Raw genomic sequence first — 15,959 nt, forward strand, 5'->3', positions numbered from 1 at the left:
CGGCGGCCGTCACGGCGCCGCCGCCAGGCGTTCGAGCGCGGCGCGCGGATCGAGCCGGCCGTCGTAGAGCGCCCGGCCGGTGATGGCGCCGTCGAGCACCGCCGCCTCGGGCCGGCACAGCGCCTCGATGTCGTCCATCGAGGCGAGGCCGCCGGAGGCGATCACCGGGATGGCGACGGCCCGGGCAAGCTCCAGCGTCGACGCAAGGTTGAGGCCCTTCAGCACGCCGTCGCGGTCGATGTCGGTGTAGACGACGGCGGCGACGCCGGCATCCTCGAAGCGGCGGGCCAGCTCGACCGCCGTCAGTTCCGAACTCTCGGCCCAGCCCTCGACGGCCACCTTGCCGCCGCGGGCGTCGATGCCGACCACCACGCGACCGGGGAACGCCCTGGCCGCCGCCTTCACCAGCTCGGGATCGCGCAGCGCCACCGTGCCGAGGATGACGCGGGAGACGCCCTTGCCGAGCCAGCCCTCGATCGCCGCGAGGTCGCGGATGCCGCCGCCGAGCTGCACCTTCATGCCCGGCGCCACGGCGGCGAGGATCGCCTCGACGGCGGCGCCGTTGACCGAGCGGCCGGCGAAGGCGCCGTTGAGGTCGACGACGTGCAGCCATGGAAAGCCGATGTCGCGGAAGGCGCGCGCCTGGGCGGCCGGGTCGGCGTTGTAGACGGTGGCGGCATCCATGTCGCCGAGCTTCAGGCGGACGCAGGCGCCGTCCTTGAGGTCGATGGCCGGGTAGAGGATCACGGGCGCCACCTCAGGAAGTTGGCGATCAGGCCGAGGCCGAGCGTCTGGCTCTTCTCGGGATGGAACTGGGTGCCGGCGATATTGTCGCGGCCGACCATGGCGGTGACCGGCCCGCCGTAGTCGGCGACGGCGACGAGGGCGTCCCGGTCGGCCAGCGTCATGTGGTAGCTGTGGACGAAATAGGCGTGCAGGCCATCCTCGCCGGTCGGCAGCCCCTGAAGGAGGGCGTGCGGCCGCCGGACGTCGAGGGTGTTCCAGCCCATGTGCGGCACCTTGAGGGCGGGATCGGCGGGGGCGATCGGCACCACCTCGCCGTCGATCCAGCCGAGGCCGTCGGTCACCGTCTTCTCGACGCCGCGCCTTGCCATCAGTTGCATGCCGACGCAGATGCCGAGGAAGGGGCGGCCCTTGCCGAGCACCGTCTCGGTCAGCGCCTCGATCATGCCGGGCACGGCGGCGAGGCCGGCCTTGCAGTCGGCGAAGGCGCCGACGCCGGGCAGCACGACGCGGTCGGCGGCGCGCACGGCATCCGGATCGGCGGTGACCAGCACGGCGTCGGCAAGGCCGGCGTCATGCACCGACCGCTCGAAGGCCTTGGCGGCCGACTTGAGGTTGCCCGAGCCGTAATCGACGATGGCGACGGTCATCAGCGCGCTCCGCTGTCGGGAAAGAGGCCGAGGACGCCGGGCATGACGCGCCGCGCCGCCGGATGAGCGGCGGGGGCCACCGGCGCCGGCGGCGGGGCCGGCCGCCGGACGAGCCAGGCTTCGAAGAAGCGGCGCTCGGCCGCCTCGCGGTTCAGGCCCTCGACGACGCCGGCCTCGGAAAAGCCGCGCAGCGCCAGCGTCAGGCGGCGGACATCATTGGCGACGACGCCGGTGGCAATGATCAGCACCAGTTGCAAGCCGCCGGTCACCACCGGATCCAGCCAGGGCGCGGCGACGCGGATCAGCGCCGCCAGCACCAGCCAGCCGACGAGGCCCAGCCATTCGCGGTGGCGCAGGAACCACAGCGGCCCGAAGACGAGTGCCCAGAAGGCGAAGCCGTCGCGCACGAAGACGGCGCGCTCGGCGACGGGTTCCGGCGGCAGATGGACGCTCCAGAGAGCCATGGTCGCCTCCCTTCAGGCTTCGAGCACGCCCTTGGTCGACGGCACGCGGCCGCCCTGACCGGCATCGACGGCGACGGCGAGGCGGAGCGCCCGCGCCAGCGCCTTGAAGCAGCTCTCGGCGATATGGTGGTCGTTCGAGCCGTAGAAGGTCTCGACGTGCAGCGTCAGGCCGGCCTGCATGGCGAAGGCGCGGAACCATTCCTCGACCAGCTGGGTGTCGAAGCTGCCGATCTTCGGCGCGTGGAAGGCGGTGCGGAAGACCAGATACGGCCGGCCGGAGATGTCGACGACGACGCGGCTGAGCGCCTCGTCGAGCGGCAGCGTCACGTCGGCGTAGCGGCTGATGCCGGCCTTGTCGCCGAGCGCCTTCCGGAAGCACTGGCCGAGCGCGATGCCGACGTCCTCGACGGTGTGATGGTCGTCGATGTGGAGATCGCCCCTCGCCTTGACGTCGAGGTCGAAGAGGCCGTGGCGGGCGATCTGGGTCAGCATGTGGTCGAAGAAGCCGACGCCGGTCGCGATGTCGGCCTCGCCGCGGCCGTCGAGGTCGAGGCGGACGGAGATCTCGGTTTCGCGGGTCGAGCGGCTGAGGCTGGCCGTGCGCATGGCTCGGGGTCACTCCTTCGTCGGGATATCCGGCTTCTATCAGGGGTGGACGGAATTGGAAACGGGAAATGCCGCCGGCGCGCCACCGCCCTTCACCGAACAGTGAACGGCAAAGGCAGCATCCGGCCTGTCCTTTTGACTGCCGATGCCGCATGACGGTCGGCGCTTGCCCCTGCCCCGCCGATGACCGACAGCCTCGCCCCTCCCACCGCCGCCAGCCGCTATTCGCCCGCCGTCGCCCTGACCATGGCGGCGATCGGCTTCATGCAGATCCTCGACAGCGCCATCATCAACACCTCGCTGCCGACCATGGCGCGCGCCTTCGGCGTCGAGCCGATCGACCTGTCGCTGGCCGTCACCGCCTACGTGCTGGCGGCCGCCGCCGCCTCGCCGCTCGCCAACTGGCTGGCCGACCGCTGCGGCGCCCGCCATGTGCTGGTGGCGGCGCTCGTCGCCTTCACGCTGTCGTCGGTGTGGTGCGCGCTCTGCCAGACGCTGCCCGAGCTGATCGTCGCCCGCGTGGTGCAGGGGATCGGCGGCGCGCTGCTGCTGCCGGTCGGTACCGCCGTGGTGATGCGCCGGGCCGCCAGGGCGGATTTCGTGCGCGCCACGGCGCTGATGGTCTGGCCGGCGCTGATGGCGCCGATCATCGGGCCGGTGCTCGGCGGCGTCATTACCGAGCATCTCGGCTGGCGCTGGAACTTCTGGCTCAACCTGCCGCTCGGCGTCTGCGGCGTGCTGGCCATCCTGCGCCTGGTGCCCAACGAACGCGGCGACGGCCTCAGGCGGCTCGACGTCATCGGCTTCCTGCTCTGCGCCACCAGCCTGACGACGCTGCTCGCCGGTTTCCAGCGCTCGGCCGAGGCCGGCGGCGAGCGGATCGTGGCGCTGGCGATGATCGGCATCGGCAGTCTGCTCGGCGTCGCCGCCGTCCGCCACCTCAGGCGCCATCCGGCGCCGCTCCTGTCGCTCGCGGCGCTCAGGCGGCCGAGCCTTGCCTATGCCTTCCATCCGGGCGGCCTCTACCGGGTGATCTTCTCGGCGGCGCCCTTTCTGCTGCCGCTGTGGTTCCAGCTCGGCTTCGGCCTGTCGCCGGCCGCCGCCGGCCTGTGGGTGCTGGTCTATTTCGTCGGCAACCTCGGCATCAAGGTGATCACCACGCCGCTGATGCGCCGCTTCGGCTTCCGCCGGGTGCTGGTCGGCGACGGCCTCATGGTGGTGCTGTCGATGGCGGCCTGCGCGGCGGTCGGCTCGCTCGACCACCCCGTCGTCGTGGTGCTGATCCTGCTGTTCGCCGGCTCCGTCCGCTCGGTGCAGCTGACCACGCTGACGACGCTGGCCTTCGCCGACGTGCCCGGCGCCGAGCGCGGCAACGCCTCCAACCTGATCGCCATGATGCAGCAGGCCACCCAGGCGGCCGGCGTGGCGGTGGCCGCCTTCAGTCTCACGGTGCTGCAGGCGATGCGCGGCAGCGACCATATCGGCTTGCCCGAGTTGCGGGGCACCTTCTGGATCATGGCCGCCCTGGCGCTGATCGGCAGCATCGCGGCGCGGCGGGTGCCGGAGACCTTCGGAGCCGAGGTCAGCGGCGCTCGCTGAGACGGTGAAGCGCCCAGCGGGCGGCCTCGGCCACCACCGGGTCGGCGTCGTCGAGAAGCGGCGTCAGCGACGGCACGAGCGAGGGATCGCCGGAGTTGCCGATGGCGATGGCGACGTTGCGCACGAAGCGGTCGCGGCCGATGCGCTTGACGGGCGAGCCGGCGAACAGCGCCCGGAAGCCGGCATCGTCGAGCGCCGCGAGGTCGGCGAGCGACGGCGCCATCAGCTCGGGGCGCGGCTTCAGCTTCATCTCGGCCGCCTCGCGGGCGAACTTGTTCCAGGGACAGACGGCGAGACAGTCGTCGCAGCCGTAGATGCGGTTGCCGAGCAGCGGCCGCAGGTCCTCGGGAATCGGGCCGGCGTGCTCGATGGTCAGGTAGGAGATGCAGCGGCGGGCGTCGATCTGGTAAGGCGCCGGCAGGGCGGCGGTCGGGCAGGCGTCGAGGCAGCGGCGGCAGGCGCCGCAGCGGTCGGCGGCCGGCCCGTCGGCCGGCAGCTCGGCGGCGGTGAGAATCACCCCCAGCAGCAGCCATGAGCCGAAGTCGCGCGACACCAGGTTGGTGTGCTTGCCCTGCCAGCCGAGGCCGGCGAGGCCGGCCAGCGGCTTCTCCATCAGCGGCGCCGTGTCGACGAACACCTTGACGTCGGCGCCGGTGTCGCGGGCAATCAGCCCGGCCACCTCCTTGAGGCGGCCCTTCATCACCTCGTGATAGTCGCGATGGCGGGCGTAGACGGAGATGTTGCCGACCGCGGGCGTGCCGAGGTTGGCCAGCGCGTCGCCCTCCGGCCCGTAGTTCATGCCGAGCACCACGGCCGACCGCGCCTCCGGCCACAGCACGCGCGGGTCGGCCCGCCGATGAATCGTCTCCTCCATCCAGGCCATGGAGGCGTGGCGGCCGAGGTCGACGAAGATGCGCAGGCGAAGGCCGGCGTCGGAGAGCCGATCGACCGGCGCCACGCCGATCGCCGAGAAGCCGAGGTCGCGGGCGCGGTCCCGCCAGCTCACGGCGTCGCTCCCGGCCGGCGCGACTCAGAAGTCGAGATCGGTGTAGATCGGCGCCGCCGGCAGGCCGGCCAGACGGTCGGCGAGCAGCGTGCGGAAGGTCGGGCGCGACTTGATCCGGGCATACCAGTACTTGGCATTGAGATCCTCGTCCCAAGGGACGTCGCCGACATAGTCGACCACCGACAGTTCGGCGGCGGCGGCGAGGTCGGCGAAGGTCAGCTGCTCGCCGGACAGCCAGTTGCGCGAGCCGGCCAGCCAGCCGATGTAGTGCAGATGGTGCTTGATGTTGACGCGGGCAACCCGCAGCACCTGGTTGTCGGGCGAGCCGCCGCCCAGCTCGCGCGGCAGCTCCAGCTTCATGATCTTCTCATGCAGGAAATACTGCACCGCCTCGTCGTGCGTCTTGCGCAGGAACCAGTCGACGAGGCGGCGCATCTCGGCGCGCGCCTCGGGGTGGTTGGGCATCAGGCGGCGGTCGCCGAGCGCGTAGCCGCGCGTTTCGTCGATGTATTCCATGATCGGGCCGGGGCCGACGACCGGCGGACCGTCGTTCTCGACCAGCACCGGCACGCTGCCGGCCGGATTGAGCGCCAGGAACTCGGGCCGGCGCTCCCAGCTCCTCTCGACGACGAGTTCCACCTTGGCGTCGTGTTCGGCCAGCATCAGCCGCACGAAGCGCGAGGTGGTGGAAAAGGGATGATGGTAAAGCTTGAGCATCGTGAACCCGGATCGCCGGCCGCGCCGGCGCCTAGACTGAAAAGCGGCGTCAGGCCGCCGGAGCGGCCGCCGCCGTCCCGGACCCTGCCGGGCCGGCACGGTGGCGGAGCCTCGGCGCTGGCCTATAGAACCGTCGCCATGTATGAACAACCGGTTACCGAATCCTTGCTTTCACCCCACCCATTTTTCATCGAAAGCCCTGCCACATGGATCCGATCGGACTCGTTCAAGCGCTTCTCCTTGGCGTCATCGAGGGTATCACCGAGTTTCTGCCGATTTCCAGCACCGGCCACCTGATCATCGCCGAGCAATGGCTGGGCGCCCGCTCCGACATGTTCAACATCGTCATCCAGGCCGGCGCCATCCTGGCGGTGACGCTGATCTATTGGCGGCGGCTCCTCGGCTTCGTGACGAACTGGCGCGATCACGAGACGAGGCTCTACCTCGGCAAGCTGATCGTCGCCTTCCTGGTGACGTCCGTGCTCGGCCTGATCGCCAAGAAGCTCGGCTTCAAGCTGCCGGAAACGGTGGTGCCGATCGCCTGGGCGCTGGTGATCGGCGGCTTCTGGATGATCCTCGCCGAGCACTACGCCGCCAAGCGGCCGGAGAGCCGCCATATCAGCTGGACGGTGGCGGTGGTCGTCGGCATCGCGCAGGTGGTGGCCGGCGTCTTTCCCGGCACCTCGCGCTCGGCCGCGACCATCTTCTCGGCCATGCTGCTCGGCACCGGCAACCGGGCGGCGGCCACCGAATTCGCCTTCCTGGTCGGCATCCCCACCATGTACGCGGCGAGCGCCTTCGAGCTGGTCGCCACGCTGAAGGATGGCGCCGCCACGGCCGGCGAGGACTGGGCGGCGCTCATCGTCGCCTTCGTCGTGTCGGCGATCACCGCCTTCGTGTCGGTGAAGTGGCTGCTCGGCTACATCCAGACCAACCGTTTCACCGTGTTCGCCGTCTACCGCGTGCTGTTCGGCGCGCTGCTGTTCGCGGCGGTTCTGACCGGCTGGGTGAACTGATCAGACCGGCGCCTTGTCGCGGTCGTACTGGCCGTGCGGACGGAAGCGGACGGCATAGTCAGGGAGCATGGCGGCGAGGGCGGTCGGGCGGATGCCGAAGGCCGCCAGCGTGCGTCCCTCGTCGACGGCCGCCGCCGACACCACGTTGGCCGACTTCAGGAGTTCCACCTGATCCGCCGTCAGCGGCACGCCGGGCAGGCGGGCGACAAGCGCCGCGAGGCCAAAAGGCAGCGTCAGGAAGCGCCGGCGGCGCTCGGAGGCGTCGAGCAGGCATTCGAGGGCGGCGCGGAAGGTCAGCACCTCGGGGCCGCCCAGTTCGTAGACGCGGCCGCCGGTCACCGCACCGTCGACGGCGGCGGCGACCGCCGCGGCGACGTCGCCGACGAACACCGGCTGCAACGGCGTGCGGCCGCCGCCGATCAGCGGCAGCACCGGGCTCAGCATGGCGATCTCGCCGAACAGGTTGAGGAAGCGGTCCTCGGGGCCGAACACCACCGACGGCCTCAGCACCACCGCGTCGGGCATGGTCTCGAACACCGCCGCCTCGCCGGCCGCCTTGGTGCGGGCATAGAGTGAGGCCGAGGCGGGATCGGCGCCGATGGCCGAGACGTGAACGAGGCGGCTGATCCCGGCGGCGGCCGTCGCCTCGGCGACGGCGCGGGCGCCGAAGGCCTGCACGGCGGCGTAGGTCTGGCGACCGGAGGCGGCGAGGATGCCGACCAGGTTGACCACGGCGTCGGCGCCGGCCACCGCCCGGTCGACCGAGGCGCGGTAGCGCAGGTTGGCCTGCATCGGCATGATCTGGCCGACGCCGCCGAGCGGCTGCAGATGGGCGGCGAGGTCGGGCCGGCGGCAGGCGGCGCGGATGCGCCAGCCGCGCTGCGCCAGGGCGCGCACGACGTGGCGGCCGAGGAAGCCGGAGGCGCCGAACACGGTGACGATCGGCTGTTCTTCTCGAACGAGGGTCATGACGGTCTCCCCAAGCATGGGCTGCGGCGGCCAGCCTGCCATCAACGGGCCGGCAAAAGCGAATTATTACGGCAGGATGCGGCATTCTGTACAGACCGGACAGCGTAGCATTCCGTAAGCGGGAGCAATTTGCCGGCGCGACCCGAAATGGCGGTTGACAACGCCGCGCCGACCCCGTATTCACGCCGCCAGCCGACGACCCCTGTGCCCAGGTGGCGGAATTGGTAGACGCGCACGGTTCAGGTCCGTGTGCCGCGAGGCGTGAAGGTTCGAGTCCTTTCCTGGGCACCATCGTCCGATCCGAGTGATCGGTACGAAAGGTCTCTACTATCGAAGGCGATGATCAACCTGCCCTTCCGGCAGGTTTTTTCATGTCCGCGCCATGCCCCCTGCCGGGCGCGGGGCAGCCCTGCGGCAGATCGTTTTAGAACCCTTCCAGTCTTGTCCGGCGGCGCAACGGCGCCTATCGAGGCGTGTGCAACCGACGACACGCGCCGGCGCGCCGCGGCATGGGGCCGCGACGAAACGCCCTGTCCTTCCGGGAAAGAAACACGATGATTGCCCAGCGCCTCACCGACGACATCCACCTGTTCCGCGCCATCGACTGGGACCGCAAGCTGTTCGACGAACTGGTGCCGCTGCCCGAGGGAACGACCTACAACGCCTATCTCGTCCGGGGCCGCGACAAGACGGCGCTGATCGACACCGTCTACCCGCCGAAGGTCGAGGAACTGATCGCCGCGCTCAAGGCGGCGGGCGTCGAGCGGCTCGACTACATCGTCGCCAACCATGCCGAGCAGGACCATACCGGCGCCATCCCGGCGCTCCTCGCCCTCCACCCCGAGGCGAAGGTGGTGACCAACGCCAAGTGCAAGCGCTTCATCCTCGACACGCTGCCGGTGGATCGCGACGCCTTCATCACCGTGCGCGACGGCGGCAGCCTCGATCTCGGCGGCAAGACGCTGACCTTCCACCTGACGCCCTGGGTGCATTGGCCGGACACCATGGTGACCTTCGCCGTCGAGGACCGGATCGCCTTCACCTGCGACTTCCTGGGCGCCCATCTCGCCACCACCGAGCTTTACGCCCGCGACGAGGCGCAGGTGGCGATCTCGGCCAAGCGCTACTATGCCGAGATCATGATGCCCTATCGCGGCTTCTCGGCCGATGCGCTCGCCAAGGTCGAGGCGCTCGATCCGGTGCTGGTGGCGCCGAGCCACGGCCCGGTGCACGACCGGCCGGCCTTCGTCTTCGACCTCTACCGCGGCTGGACGGCGGACGAGGTGAAACCCCTCGTCGTCATCCCCTACGTGTCGATGTACGAGAGCACGGCCAAGATGGTCGCCTATCTCACCGACCGCCTCGCCGAGCGCGGCGTCGCGGCGCAGCCGGTCAGCGTCGTCGATCTCGACAGCGGCGCGCTGGCGATGAGCATCGTCGATGCCTCGGGAATCGTCTTCGCCTCGCCGACCGTGCTCGGCGGCCCGCACCCCAGCCTGGCGGCGGCGGCGATCCTGATCAACGCGCTCGCCCCCAAGACGCGGCAGGTGGCGGTGATCGGCTCGTTCGGCTGGGAGGGCAGCCTGCCGGAGCAGGTGATCGGCCTGTTGCCGCGCCTCGAAGCCGAGGTGCTGGAGCCGGTGATGGCCAAGGGCCTGGCGCGCGAGGAGACGCTTGCCGAGATCGCCCGCCTCGCCGACCAACTTGCCGGCCTCAACACCGCCGAGGCGGCGGCGGCCTGAGGCTGCGAGGCCGGAAGGCGGCACAATTTCCTTGCGCTCCGCCGTCCGGCGCCCGCATATACGGCGGATCGCTTTCCGGAGCCGGCGCCGCCGGCCGTCTTCTCGGGCATCCGCCCATTCGAAAAGTCGGCAACTTTTCGGGCGGATGCCTCAGCCACAGAGTTCCGCCATGACCATCCGCCTCCACACCGGCGACCTGCCCGACCTTGACGCCTACGGCGACGTCGTCGCCATCGACACCGAGACCCTCGGCCTCCACCCGCACCGCGACCGCCTCTGCGTCGTGCAGCTGTCGCCGGGCGACGGCTCGGCCGATGTGGTGCAGATCGCCAAGGGCCAGACCGCGGCGCCCAACCTCGTCCGCCTGCTCACCGATCAGAGGCGCATCAAGGTGTTCCACTTCGCCCGCTTCGACATCGCCGTGCTGAAGCAGACCTTCGGCATCACGGTGGGACCGGTCTTCTGCACCAAGATCGCCTCGCGGCTCGTCCGCACCTACACCGACCGGCACGGCCTGAAGGACGTCACCAAGGAACTCCTGGGCATCGACATCTCCAAGGCGCAGCAGTCGTCGGACTGGGGCGCCGCGACGCTCACCCCGGCCCAGCTCGACTATGCCGCCTCGGACGTGCTCAACCTCCATGCCCTCAGGACGCGGCTCATCGCCATGCTGGAGCGCGAGGGGCGGATGGAGATGGCCGAGGCGTGCTTCCGCTTCCTGCCGACCCGCGCCGACCTCGACCTCGCCGGCTGGGCCGAGGAAGACATCTTCGCCCACAGCTGACACCGGTCCGGACCATCGCCTGGAACCGCCCGCCAGGCGGGTGTTTCCGGCGAGGCCCCGAAAGGCGCAAAGCGGAGCATGAAGGCGCTGCCGGGCGATGGCCTGAATGTGATCGCCTGCCACTCGCAGCGCGGCAAGCGTTGGTTTATCTTCTCGGGTTATACATGATGCACGGCGCGGGATTACGACCCCGCCCGCCGGCAGGATGGCAGGATGACAGGCATCGCAGCGAACGGCGCTTTCGACGGCGGCCGCCCGGCAGCGTCCGGCGGCGACGTACGCACGCGCCTGTTCGAGGCGGCGGCGAGAGAAAGCCGGCGGGTTCACCGGCTGCGCCTGATGCTGCCCGCCCTCGGCGCGCTGTTGTGCCTCGTGGTGGTCGGCGCCACCATCGTTAGCCGCATCACCATCAGCCTTGGCATCGGCGATCTCAGGATCACCAGCGAAGGCCTCGCCATGGACGCGCCGCATCTCTCCGGCAGCGACGGCAAGGGCCGCACCTATGCCGTCAGCGCCGAGAGCGCCATCCAGGATCTCTCAGACACCAGGGTGATTCGTCTGAAGGGCATCGAGGCCAGCGTCACCCAGGCCGACGGCAGTCAGGCCCGGCTCACCGCCGACGGCGGCGTCTACAATGCTGCCGCCCAGACGCTGGTGCTCAAGGACAACATCCGTCTGGCCAATTCCGACGGCTCGGGCGGCGCGCTGAACCGCGCCGAGATCGACCTCGCCACCGGCTCGCTCTCCTCCGACAGCCCTGTCGCCTTTTCTTCCCGCCTCGGCGAGATCAACGCCGAGAAGATGGGCGTCGCCAAGAAATCGGGAACGGTCACCTTCTCCGGCGGCGTCCGCATGACCGTCGATCCCACGGTCCGGCCCGGCGACGCGAAGGAAACTCCTTCCAACCAGCCGGAGAAGGTCCCGGAGTCCAATCCTTGAGCATGGTCCGGTCCGCTTGATGCGGGCAGGACGCGCTCCAGCCGCCTCGCCGAGGCAGAAGGCAAACGAAGATGACGGTCCGCATGCCTTGCTTCCCAATCCTCCGCTGCGCCGCCGCGGCCGGCCTCGTCCTCGCCTTCGCCCTGGCGCCAGCCGTGGCCGCCGAGCAGACGGCCAAGCTGCCGCCCTCCGCCTACCAGGGCCTCGGCATGTCCTCCGACCAGCCGATCCAGTTCGAATCCGAGCAGCTCGAGGTGCACGACCAGGACAAGACGGCGGTGTTCACCGGCCACGTCATCGTCCGCCAGGGGACGACCGTGCTGAAGACCGACCGTCTCATCGTGTTCTACGCCGGCTCGCCGACCGGCGAGGGGCCGCAGCAGGTGAGCCGCCTCGAAGCGACCGGCAGCGTGCTGGTCACCTCGCCCAACCAGACGGCGAGCGGCGACGCCGCCACCTTCGACACCGCCGCCAACACCATCGTGCTGACCGGTAATGTCGTGCTCACCCAGGGCGACAACGTCATCCGCGGTGCCAAGCTCCAGATCGACATCAACACCAGCCAGGCCAAGATGCTGGGCGGCCGGGTGCAGATGCTGATCGCGCCGAAGTCGCTCGGCACCAAGGGCTGACGCCCCTTTCTCCGGATACCAGACCCTTGCTCAAGCGCTTCTCCCGCACCGAGGCCGGTCCGCCGCCGGCCGCCGCCGACACCTCCGACCTCGCCGTCTTCGACCTCGTCAAGACCTTCGGCCAGCGGCCGGTGGTGCGCGGCGTTTCCATGCAGGTGCGGCGCGGCGAGGCGGTCGGCCTCCTGGGCCCCAACGGCGCCGGCAAGACCACCCTGTTCTACATGATCACCGGACTGATCCCGGCGGATGGCGGCCGCATCTTCCTCGACGGTCACGACGTCACCGGCTACCCGATGTTCCGCCGCGCCCGGCTCGGCATCGGCTATCTGCCGCAGGAAGCGTCGATCTTCCGCGGCCTTTCGGTCGAGACCAACATCCGCGCCGTGCTCGAGCTGGTGGAGCCCGACCGCGACGCCCGCGAGGCCGAACTCGACGCGCTGCTCGACGAGTTCCACCTCGCCCACCTGCGCCGCCAGCCGGCCATCGCGCTGTCGGGCGGCGAGCGGCGGCGCGCCGAGATCGCCCGGGCGCTGGCCAGCCGGCCGGTGTTCATGCTGCTCGACGAACCCTTCGCCGGCGTCGACCCGATCGCCGTCGGCGACATCCAGGCCCTGGTGCGCCACCTCACCGGCCGCGGCATCGGCGTGCTGATCACCGACCACAACGTGCGCGAGACGCTCGGCCTGATCGACCGCGCCTACATCCTGCACTCCGGCATGTTGCTGGTGGAAGGCACGCCCGAAGACATCATCGGCGACGCCGATGCCCGCCGCGTTTACCTCGGCGAGCAATTTAGCCTTTGATACCGACTTTTCCTGGGTTATGAAGCAAGAAGCGGACCAGATCCGGTCCGCGGCTTGCCTTTTCATGGCATCCGCCTCGGCGCGGGAGAGACGGGGATTGCTCGATGGCGCTGTCGGCGCGGCTCGAACTCAGGCAAAGCCAGTCGCTGGTGATGACGCCGCAGCTGATGCAGGCCATCAAGCTGCTTCAGCTCTCCAACATGGATCTCGTCGCCTATATCGAGCAGGAACTGGAGCGCAACCCGCTCCTGGAACGCGCCGACGACGGCGACGGCGAGGCGCCGCCCCCCGAGCCGCCGGACGTCGACACGCCGGTCCGGGCCGACGCGCCGGACTGGTTCGAGACCGAGGGCGCGCCGAGCCCGGAGCGGGTGGCCAACGTTCTCGACACCGACATCGGCAACGTCTACCCCGACGACACCGGCCAGCCGGAGCGGCCGGCGCTCGACGTCGGGGCGCTCGGCGGCGGCGACTGGGCGTCGGTCGGCCGCGGCGGCAGCGGCGAGGACTACAGCCTCGAGAGCTTCGTCGCCGGCGAGATCAGCCTGGCCGATCACCTCGCCGAGCAGCTCGCCGTCGCCATCACCGACCCGGCGCTGCGTCTCATCGGCCACGACCTGATCGACCAGGTGGACGAAGCCGGCTATCTGCGCGCCGATCTCGCCGCCACCGCCGAGCGGCTGGGCGCGCCGCTCGCCGACGTCGAGGCGGTGGTCGCCGTGCTCCAGACCTTCGAGCCGACCGGCATCTGCGCCCGCAACCTCGCCGAATGCCTGTCGCTGCAACTGGCCGAGAAGAACCGGCTCGATCCGGCGATGCAGGCGCTGGTCGGCCATCTCGACCTCCTGGCCCGTCGCGACCTGCCGGCGCTGCGGCGCCTCTGCGGCGTCGACGACGAAGACCTCGGCGACATGATCAAGGAAATCCTGGCGCTCGACCCCAAGCCCGGCCATGCCTTCGGCTCGACGCCGGTGCAGACCGTGGTGCCGGACGTCATGGTGCAGCCGGCTGCCGACGGCGGCTGGACGGTGGAACTCAACACCGACACGCTGCCCAGGGTGCTGGTCAACCAGACCTATTATGCCGAGGTGTCGAAGACGGCGCGCGATTCGGAAAAGAGCTATCTCGGCGAATGCTTCCAGTCGGCCAACTGGCTGACCAAGAGCCTCGACCAACGGGCGAAGACCATACTCAAGGTGGCGACCGAGATCGTCCGCCAGCAGGACGGCTTCCTGACCCATGGCGTCGCCCACTTGAGGCCGCTCAATCTCCGGATGATCGCCGACGCCATCGGCATGCACGAATCCACCGTGTCGCGCGTCACCTCCAATAAGTACATGGCGACGACGCGCGGCATCTTCGAGTTGAAGTACTTCTTCACCGCCTCGATCGCTTCGGCCGAGGGCGGCGACGCCCATTCGGCGGAGGCGGTGCGCCATCGCATCCGCCAGCTGATCGACGCCGAGACCGCCGACGACGTGCTGTCGGACGACACGCTGGTCAAGATGCTGCGCGACGGCGGCATCGACATCGCCCGTCGCACGGTCGCCAAGTATCGGGAAGCCATGCGCATTCCCTCCTCGGTGCAGCGCCGCCGCCTGAAGCAGCTTGCCGGCGCGTGATTTCGCTGTAACCTTTCCGAAATACGGGCTCATCCGGAAGGCGGATTGATATCGCCGCCGCCGGGCGCCACATCTCAAGCATGCGGGCGCGTCGCCCGGCAACGCAGATTCCGGGGAGGTGCTTTCCGCTTTTCCGCTTCACGAGCCGATCGGCGCGCCGCCTTCCCACAACACCCGGCGGGCGGAATCGTGAAGCGGCGATACGATCCGCCGGCGGGACGGAACGACGCGCCCCCGCTCGCCGGCGCCGGCCACAGCCCCACGCGGGGCGAAACGGCCGGAGGCGCGGGCACTTGCTGCCCACGGTCCAGAAGGCGCGAGAAACGAGGACTCTGATGCCGCTTCGCATTACCGGAAAGAACGTCGACATCGGTCAGGCACTTCGCGAACACATCACCACCCGCACCGCCGAGGAACTCGGCAAGTATTACGACGGCGCCTTCACCGGCCACGTCGTGGTGCAGAAGGAGGGCAAGGCCTATATTGTCGACTGCTCGATCCAGCTCGCATCCGGCACGACGCTGCAATCGCGGGGCGAGGATTTCGAGGTCTATCCGGCGGCCGAGAAGGCGGTGGAGCGAATCGGCAAGCGGATGCGGCGCCACAAGCGCAAGCTGAAGAACTTCAAGGGCGGCGAATCGGCGGCCGGCGACCAGACGCCGGGCGGCAAGGCCTGGGGTGACATCGACGCCCAGGCGACGGTGTTCGCGGCCTTCGAGGATGAGGAGATCGGCGAGGACTTCGCGCCGACCGTGGTGGCGGAGACGACGCAGAAGATCCGCACCATGAGCGTCGGCACGGCGGTCAGCGAACTCGACTTCACCGGCGCGCCGGTGGTGATGTTCCGCAACGCCGGCAACGGCGGCGTCAACGTCGTCTATCGCCGCAATGACGGCAACATCGGCTGGATCGACCCTTCGCTCAGCGAAATCACCGGCTGAAGGGCCTCATCCCATCTGTCCAAACGGGACGCGGACCTATATGAAGGCGGGGGCCGGCACCACCGGCCCCCTTCTGAAACCTGGGACAAGACGATGGATCTGCGCGACCTCCTGGTGATCGAAGCCATCCTGCCGCGGCTCAAGGCCGCCACCAAGAAGCAGGCCCTTCAGGAGATGGCCGCCAAGGCCGCCACGCTCACCCGGCGCGACGAGCGCGACATCTTCGAGACGCTGATGCAGCGCGAGAAGCTCGGCTCGACCGGCGTCGGCCACGGCGTCGCCATCCCGCACGGCAAGCTGCCCGGCCTCGACCGGCTGGTTGGCGTCTTCGCCCTTCTCGACAAGCCGATCGACTTCGATTCGCTCGACGGCGAGCCTGTCGACGTGATGTTCCTGCTGCTCGCCCCGGAAAGCGCCGGCGCCGACCACCTGAAGGCGCTCGCCCGCATCGCCCGCGTGCTGCGCGACGACGAGACGGCCGCCAAGCTGCGCGCCGCCGACGACGCGGCGGCGATGTACGCGCTGCTCACCGACAACGTCCGCTCCGACGCGGCCTGATTTTCCGGCCTCAGTCGCCGGCGGGCCTGCGGCCCCTGGCTTTCGCTCCGCTTTGCGTCTTTCGGGGCTTCGTCCCGAAAGACCCGCTTTCCACGCGGCGCCGCTTGGCGCCGGAAGCCGCTGACGCGACTTCAGGCTTCTTCATCCAGCCTCAAGCGCCGGCGGCG

General features: G+C 69.8%; 17 protein-coding genes and 1 tRNA gene. 11 read left to right on the forward strand and 7 right to left on the reverse strand.

The features are described 5' to 3' along the window. Window positions 1-9: 9 nt before the first annotated feature. From hisA to hisB, 4 genes are read right to left on the reverse strand one after another with little or no spacing between them, the layout of a single operon-like run. A complete protein-coding gene (gene hisA, locus H512_RS0120385) occupies window positions 10-747 on the reverse strand; it encodes a 1-(5-phosphoribosyl)-5-[(5-phosphoribosylamino)methylideneamino]imidazole-4-carboxamide isomerase (RefSeq protein ID WP_026784963.1) in 738 nt (245 codons plus the stop codon). Next, window positions 744-1,394, reverse strand: a complete 651-nt coding sequence (gene hisH / locus H512_RS0120390; RefSeq protein ID WP_026784964.1) for an imidazole glycerol phosphate synthase subunit HisH — start codon at window positions 1,392-1,394, stop codon at window positions 744-746. The genes hisA and hisH overlap by 4 nt, the downstream gene beginning before the upstream one ends. Next, entirely contained in the window at window positions 1,394-1,858 is a 465-nt protein-coding gene (locus H512_RS25305; RefSeq protein WP_053240106.1) for a DUF2628 domain-containing protein, read from the reverse strand. Before H512_RS25305 ends, hisH begins: the two co-directional genes overlap by 1 nt. Window positions 1,859-1,870: 12 nt before the next feature. Next, window positions 1,871-2,464 carry an imidazoleglycerol-phosphate dehydratase HisB gene (gene hisB / locus H512_RS0120400; RefSeq protein WP_026784965.1) on the reverse strand — a complete coding sequence of 198 codons (594 nt, stop codon included), beginning with the start codon at window positions 2,462-2,464 and terminating at the stop codon, window positions 1,871-1,873. 183 nt (window positions 2,465-2,647) lie between these two features. On the opposite strand from hisB, the gene H512_RS0120405 reads away from it, so the two are divergent. Beyond that, window positions 2,648-4,063: an MFS transporter gene (locus H512_RS0120405; protein ID WP_026784966.1), complete on the forward strand. Its 1,416-nt coding sequence runs from the start codon at window positions 2,648-2,650 to the stop codon at window positions 4,061-4,063. On the opposite strand, the gene queG is transcribed toward H512_RS0120405, so the two are convergent. Both queG and H512_RS0120415 read right to left on the reverse strand, forming a co-directional pair. Then, complete coding sequence (gene queG / locus H512_RS0120410; protein ID WP_026784967.1) at window positions 4,047-5,069, reverse strand: tRNA epoxyqueuosine(34) reductase QueG; 1,023 nt, start codon at window positions 5,067-5,069, stop codon at window positions 4,047-4,049. The two genes, H512_RS0120405 and queG, sit on opposite strands and share 17 nt — an antisense overlap. Before the next feature lie 24 nt (window positions 5,070-5,093). Beyond that, on the reverse strand, window positions 5,094-5,786 hold the full coding sequence (locus H512_RS0120415) for a glutathione S-transferase family protein (protein ID WP_026784968.1): 693 nt from the start codon (window positions 5,784-5,786) through the stop codon (window positions 5,094-5,096). A gap of 206 nt (window positions 5,787-5,992) precedes the next feature. Between H512_RS0120415 and H512_RS0120420 the strand changes: the two genes are divergently transcribed. Beyond that, on the forward strand, window positions 5,993-6,802 hold the full coding sequence (locus H512_RS0120420) for an undecaprenyl-diphosphate phosphatase (RefSeq protein WP_026784969.1): 810 nt from the start codon (window positions 5,993-5,995) through the stop codon (window positions 6,800-6,802). Here H512_RS0120420 and H512_RS0120425 read toward each other — a convergent pair whose 3' ends face one another. Then, window positions 6,803-7,771 carry a complex I NDUFA9 subunit family protein gene (locus tag H512_RS0120425; protein ID WP_026784970.1) on the reverse strand — a complete coding sequence of 323 codons (969 nt, stop codon included), beginning with the start codon at window positions 7,769-7,771 and terminating at the stop codon, window positions 6,803-6,805. Window positions 7,772-7,977: 206 nt separating this feature from the next. Between H512_RS0120425 and H512_RS0120430 the strand changes: the two genes are divergently transcribed. The 9 genes from H512_RS0120430 (at window position 7,978) to ptsN (ending at window position 15,792) form a co-directional block, all read left to right on the forward strand. Continuing rightward, a tRNA-Leu gene (locus H512_RS0120430) sits at window positions 7,978-8,062 on the forward strand. 263 nt (window positions 8,063-8,325) lie between these two features. Beyond that, the gene (locus H512_RS25310) at window positions 8,326-9,513 is read left to right on the forward strand and encodes an FprA family A-type flavoprotein (RefSeq protein WP_036793063.1); all 1,188 of its coding nucleotides are present in this window, start codon (window positions 8,326-8,328) and stop codon (window positions 9,511-9,513) included. 169 nt (window positions 9,514-9,682) lie between these two features. After that, complete coding sequence (locus tag H512_RS0120440; RefSeq protein ID WP_026784971.1) at window positions 9,683-10,297, forward strand: ribonuclease D; 615 nt, start codon at window positions 9,683-9,685, stop codon at window positions 10,295-10,297. Window positions 10,298-10,510: 213 nt separating this feature from the next. Beyond that, complete coding sequence (gene lptC, locus H512_RS0120445) at window positions 10,511-11,236, forward strand: LPS export ABC transporter periplasmic protein LptC (protein ID WP_026784972.1); 726 nt, start codon at window positions 10,511-10,513, stop codon at window positions 11,234-11,236. 71 nt (window positions 11,237-11,307) lie between these two features. After that, window positions 11,308-11,868, forward strand: a complete 561-nt coding sequence (gene lptA / locus H512_RS0120450; protein ID WP_053240107.1) for a lipopolysaccharide transport periplasmic protein LptA — start codon at window positions 11,308-11,310, stop codon at window positions 11,866-11,868. Further along, on the forward strand, window positions 11,865-12,671 hold the full coding sequence (gene lptB, locus H512_RS0120455; RefSeq protein ID WP_026784974.1) for an LPS export ABC transporter ATP-binding protein: 807 nt from the start codon (window positions 11,865-11,867) through the stop codon (window positions 12,669-12,671). Before lptA ends, lptB begins: the two co-directional genes overlap by 4 nt. A 104-nt stretch (window positions 12,672-12,775) precedes the next feature. Then, window positions 12,776-14,293, forward strand: coding sequence for an RNA polymerase factor sigma-54 (rpoN, locus tag H512_RS0120460; protein ID WP_026784975.1), 1,518 nt, complete (start codon window positions 12,776-12,778; stop codon window positions 14,291-14,293). A 335-nt stretch (window positions 14,294-14,628) separates the two neighbouring features. Further along, a complete protein-coding gene (gene hpf / locus H512_RS0120465; RefSeq protein WP_026784976.1) occupies window positions 14,629-15,234 on the forward strand; it encodes a ribosome hibernation-promoting factor, HPF/YfiA family in 606 nt (201 codons plus the stop codon). Between the two features lie 93 nt (window positions 15,235-15,327). Continuing rightward, window positions 15,328-15,792, forward strand: a complete 465-nt coding sequence (gene ptsN, locus H512_RS0120470) for a PTS IIA-like nitrogen regulatory protein PtsN (protein WP_026784977.1) — start codon at window positions 15,328-15,330, stop codon at window positions 15,790-15,792. Window positions 15,793-15,959 lie beyond the last annotated feature (167 nt).

Origin of the sequence: Pleomorphomonas koreensis DSM 23070 (genome assembly GCF_000425185.1) — a bacterium.
GTDB classification, from domain to species: Bacteria; Pseudomonadota; Alphaproteobacteria; order Rhizobiales; family Pleomorphomonadaceae; genus Pleomorphomonas; species Pleomorphomonas koreensis.

Coding starts and splice junctions, on each gene's coding strand:
- H512_RS0120420 (WP_026784969.1), top strand. CDS start 5,993: ATGGATCCGATCGGACTCGTTCAAGCGCTTCTCCTTGGCGTCATCGAG.
- ptsN (WP_026784977.1), top strand. CDS start 15,328: ATGGATCTGCGCGACCTCCTGGTGATCGAAGCCATCCTGCCGCGGCTC.
- hpf (WP_026784976.1), top strand. CDS start 14,629: ATGCCGCTTCGCATTACCGGAAAGAACGTCGACATCGGTCAGGCACTT.
- lptC (WP_026784972.1), top strand. CDS start 10,511: ATGACAGGCATCGCAGCGAACGGCGCTTTCGACGGCGGCCGCCCGGCA.
- H512_RS0120440 (WP_026784971.1), top strand. CDS start 9,683: ATGACCATCCGCCTCCACACCGGCGACCTGCCCGACCTTGACGCCTAC.
- H512_RS0120415 (WP_026784968.1), bottom strand. CDS start 5,786: ATGCTCAAGCTTTACCATCATCCCTTTTCCACCACCTCGCGCTTCGTG.
- hisB (WP_026784965.1), bottom strand. CDS start 2,464: ATGCGCACGGCCAGCCTCAGCCGCTCGACCCGCGAAACCGAGATCTCC.
- H512_RS0120425 (WP_026784970.1), bottom strand. CDS start 7,771: ATGACCCTCGTTCGAGAAGAACAGCCGATCGTCACCGTGTTCGGCGCC.
- H512_RS25310 (WP_036793063.1), top strand. CDS start 8,326: ATGATTGCCCAGCGCCTCACCGACGACATCCACCTGTTCCGCGCCATC.
- H512_RS0120405 (WP_026784966.1), top strand. CDS start 2,648: ATGACCGACAGCCTCGCCCCTCCCACCGCCGCCAGCCGCTATTCGCCC.
- hisH (WP_026784964.1), bottom strand. CDS start 1,394: ATGACCGTCGCCATCGTCGATTACGGCTCGGGCAACCTCAAGTCGGCC.
- H512_RS25305 (WP_053240106.1), bottom strand. CDS start 1,858: ATGGCTCTCTGGAGCGTCCATCTGCCGCCGGAACCCGTCGCCGAGCGC.
- rpoN (WP_026784975.1), top strand. CDS start 12,776: ATGGCGCTGTCGGCGCGGCTCGAACTCAGGCAAAGCCAGTCGCTGGTG.
- lptA (WP_053240107.1), top strand. CDS start 11,308: ATGACGGTCCGCATGCCTTGCTTCCCAATCCTCCGCTGCGCCGCCGCG.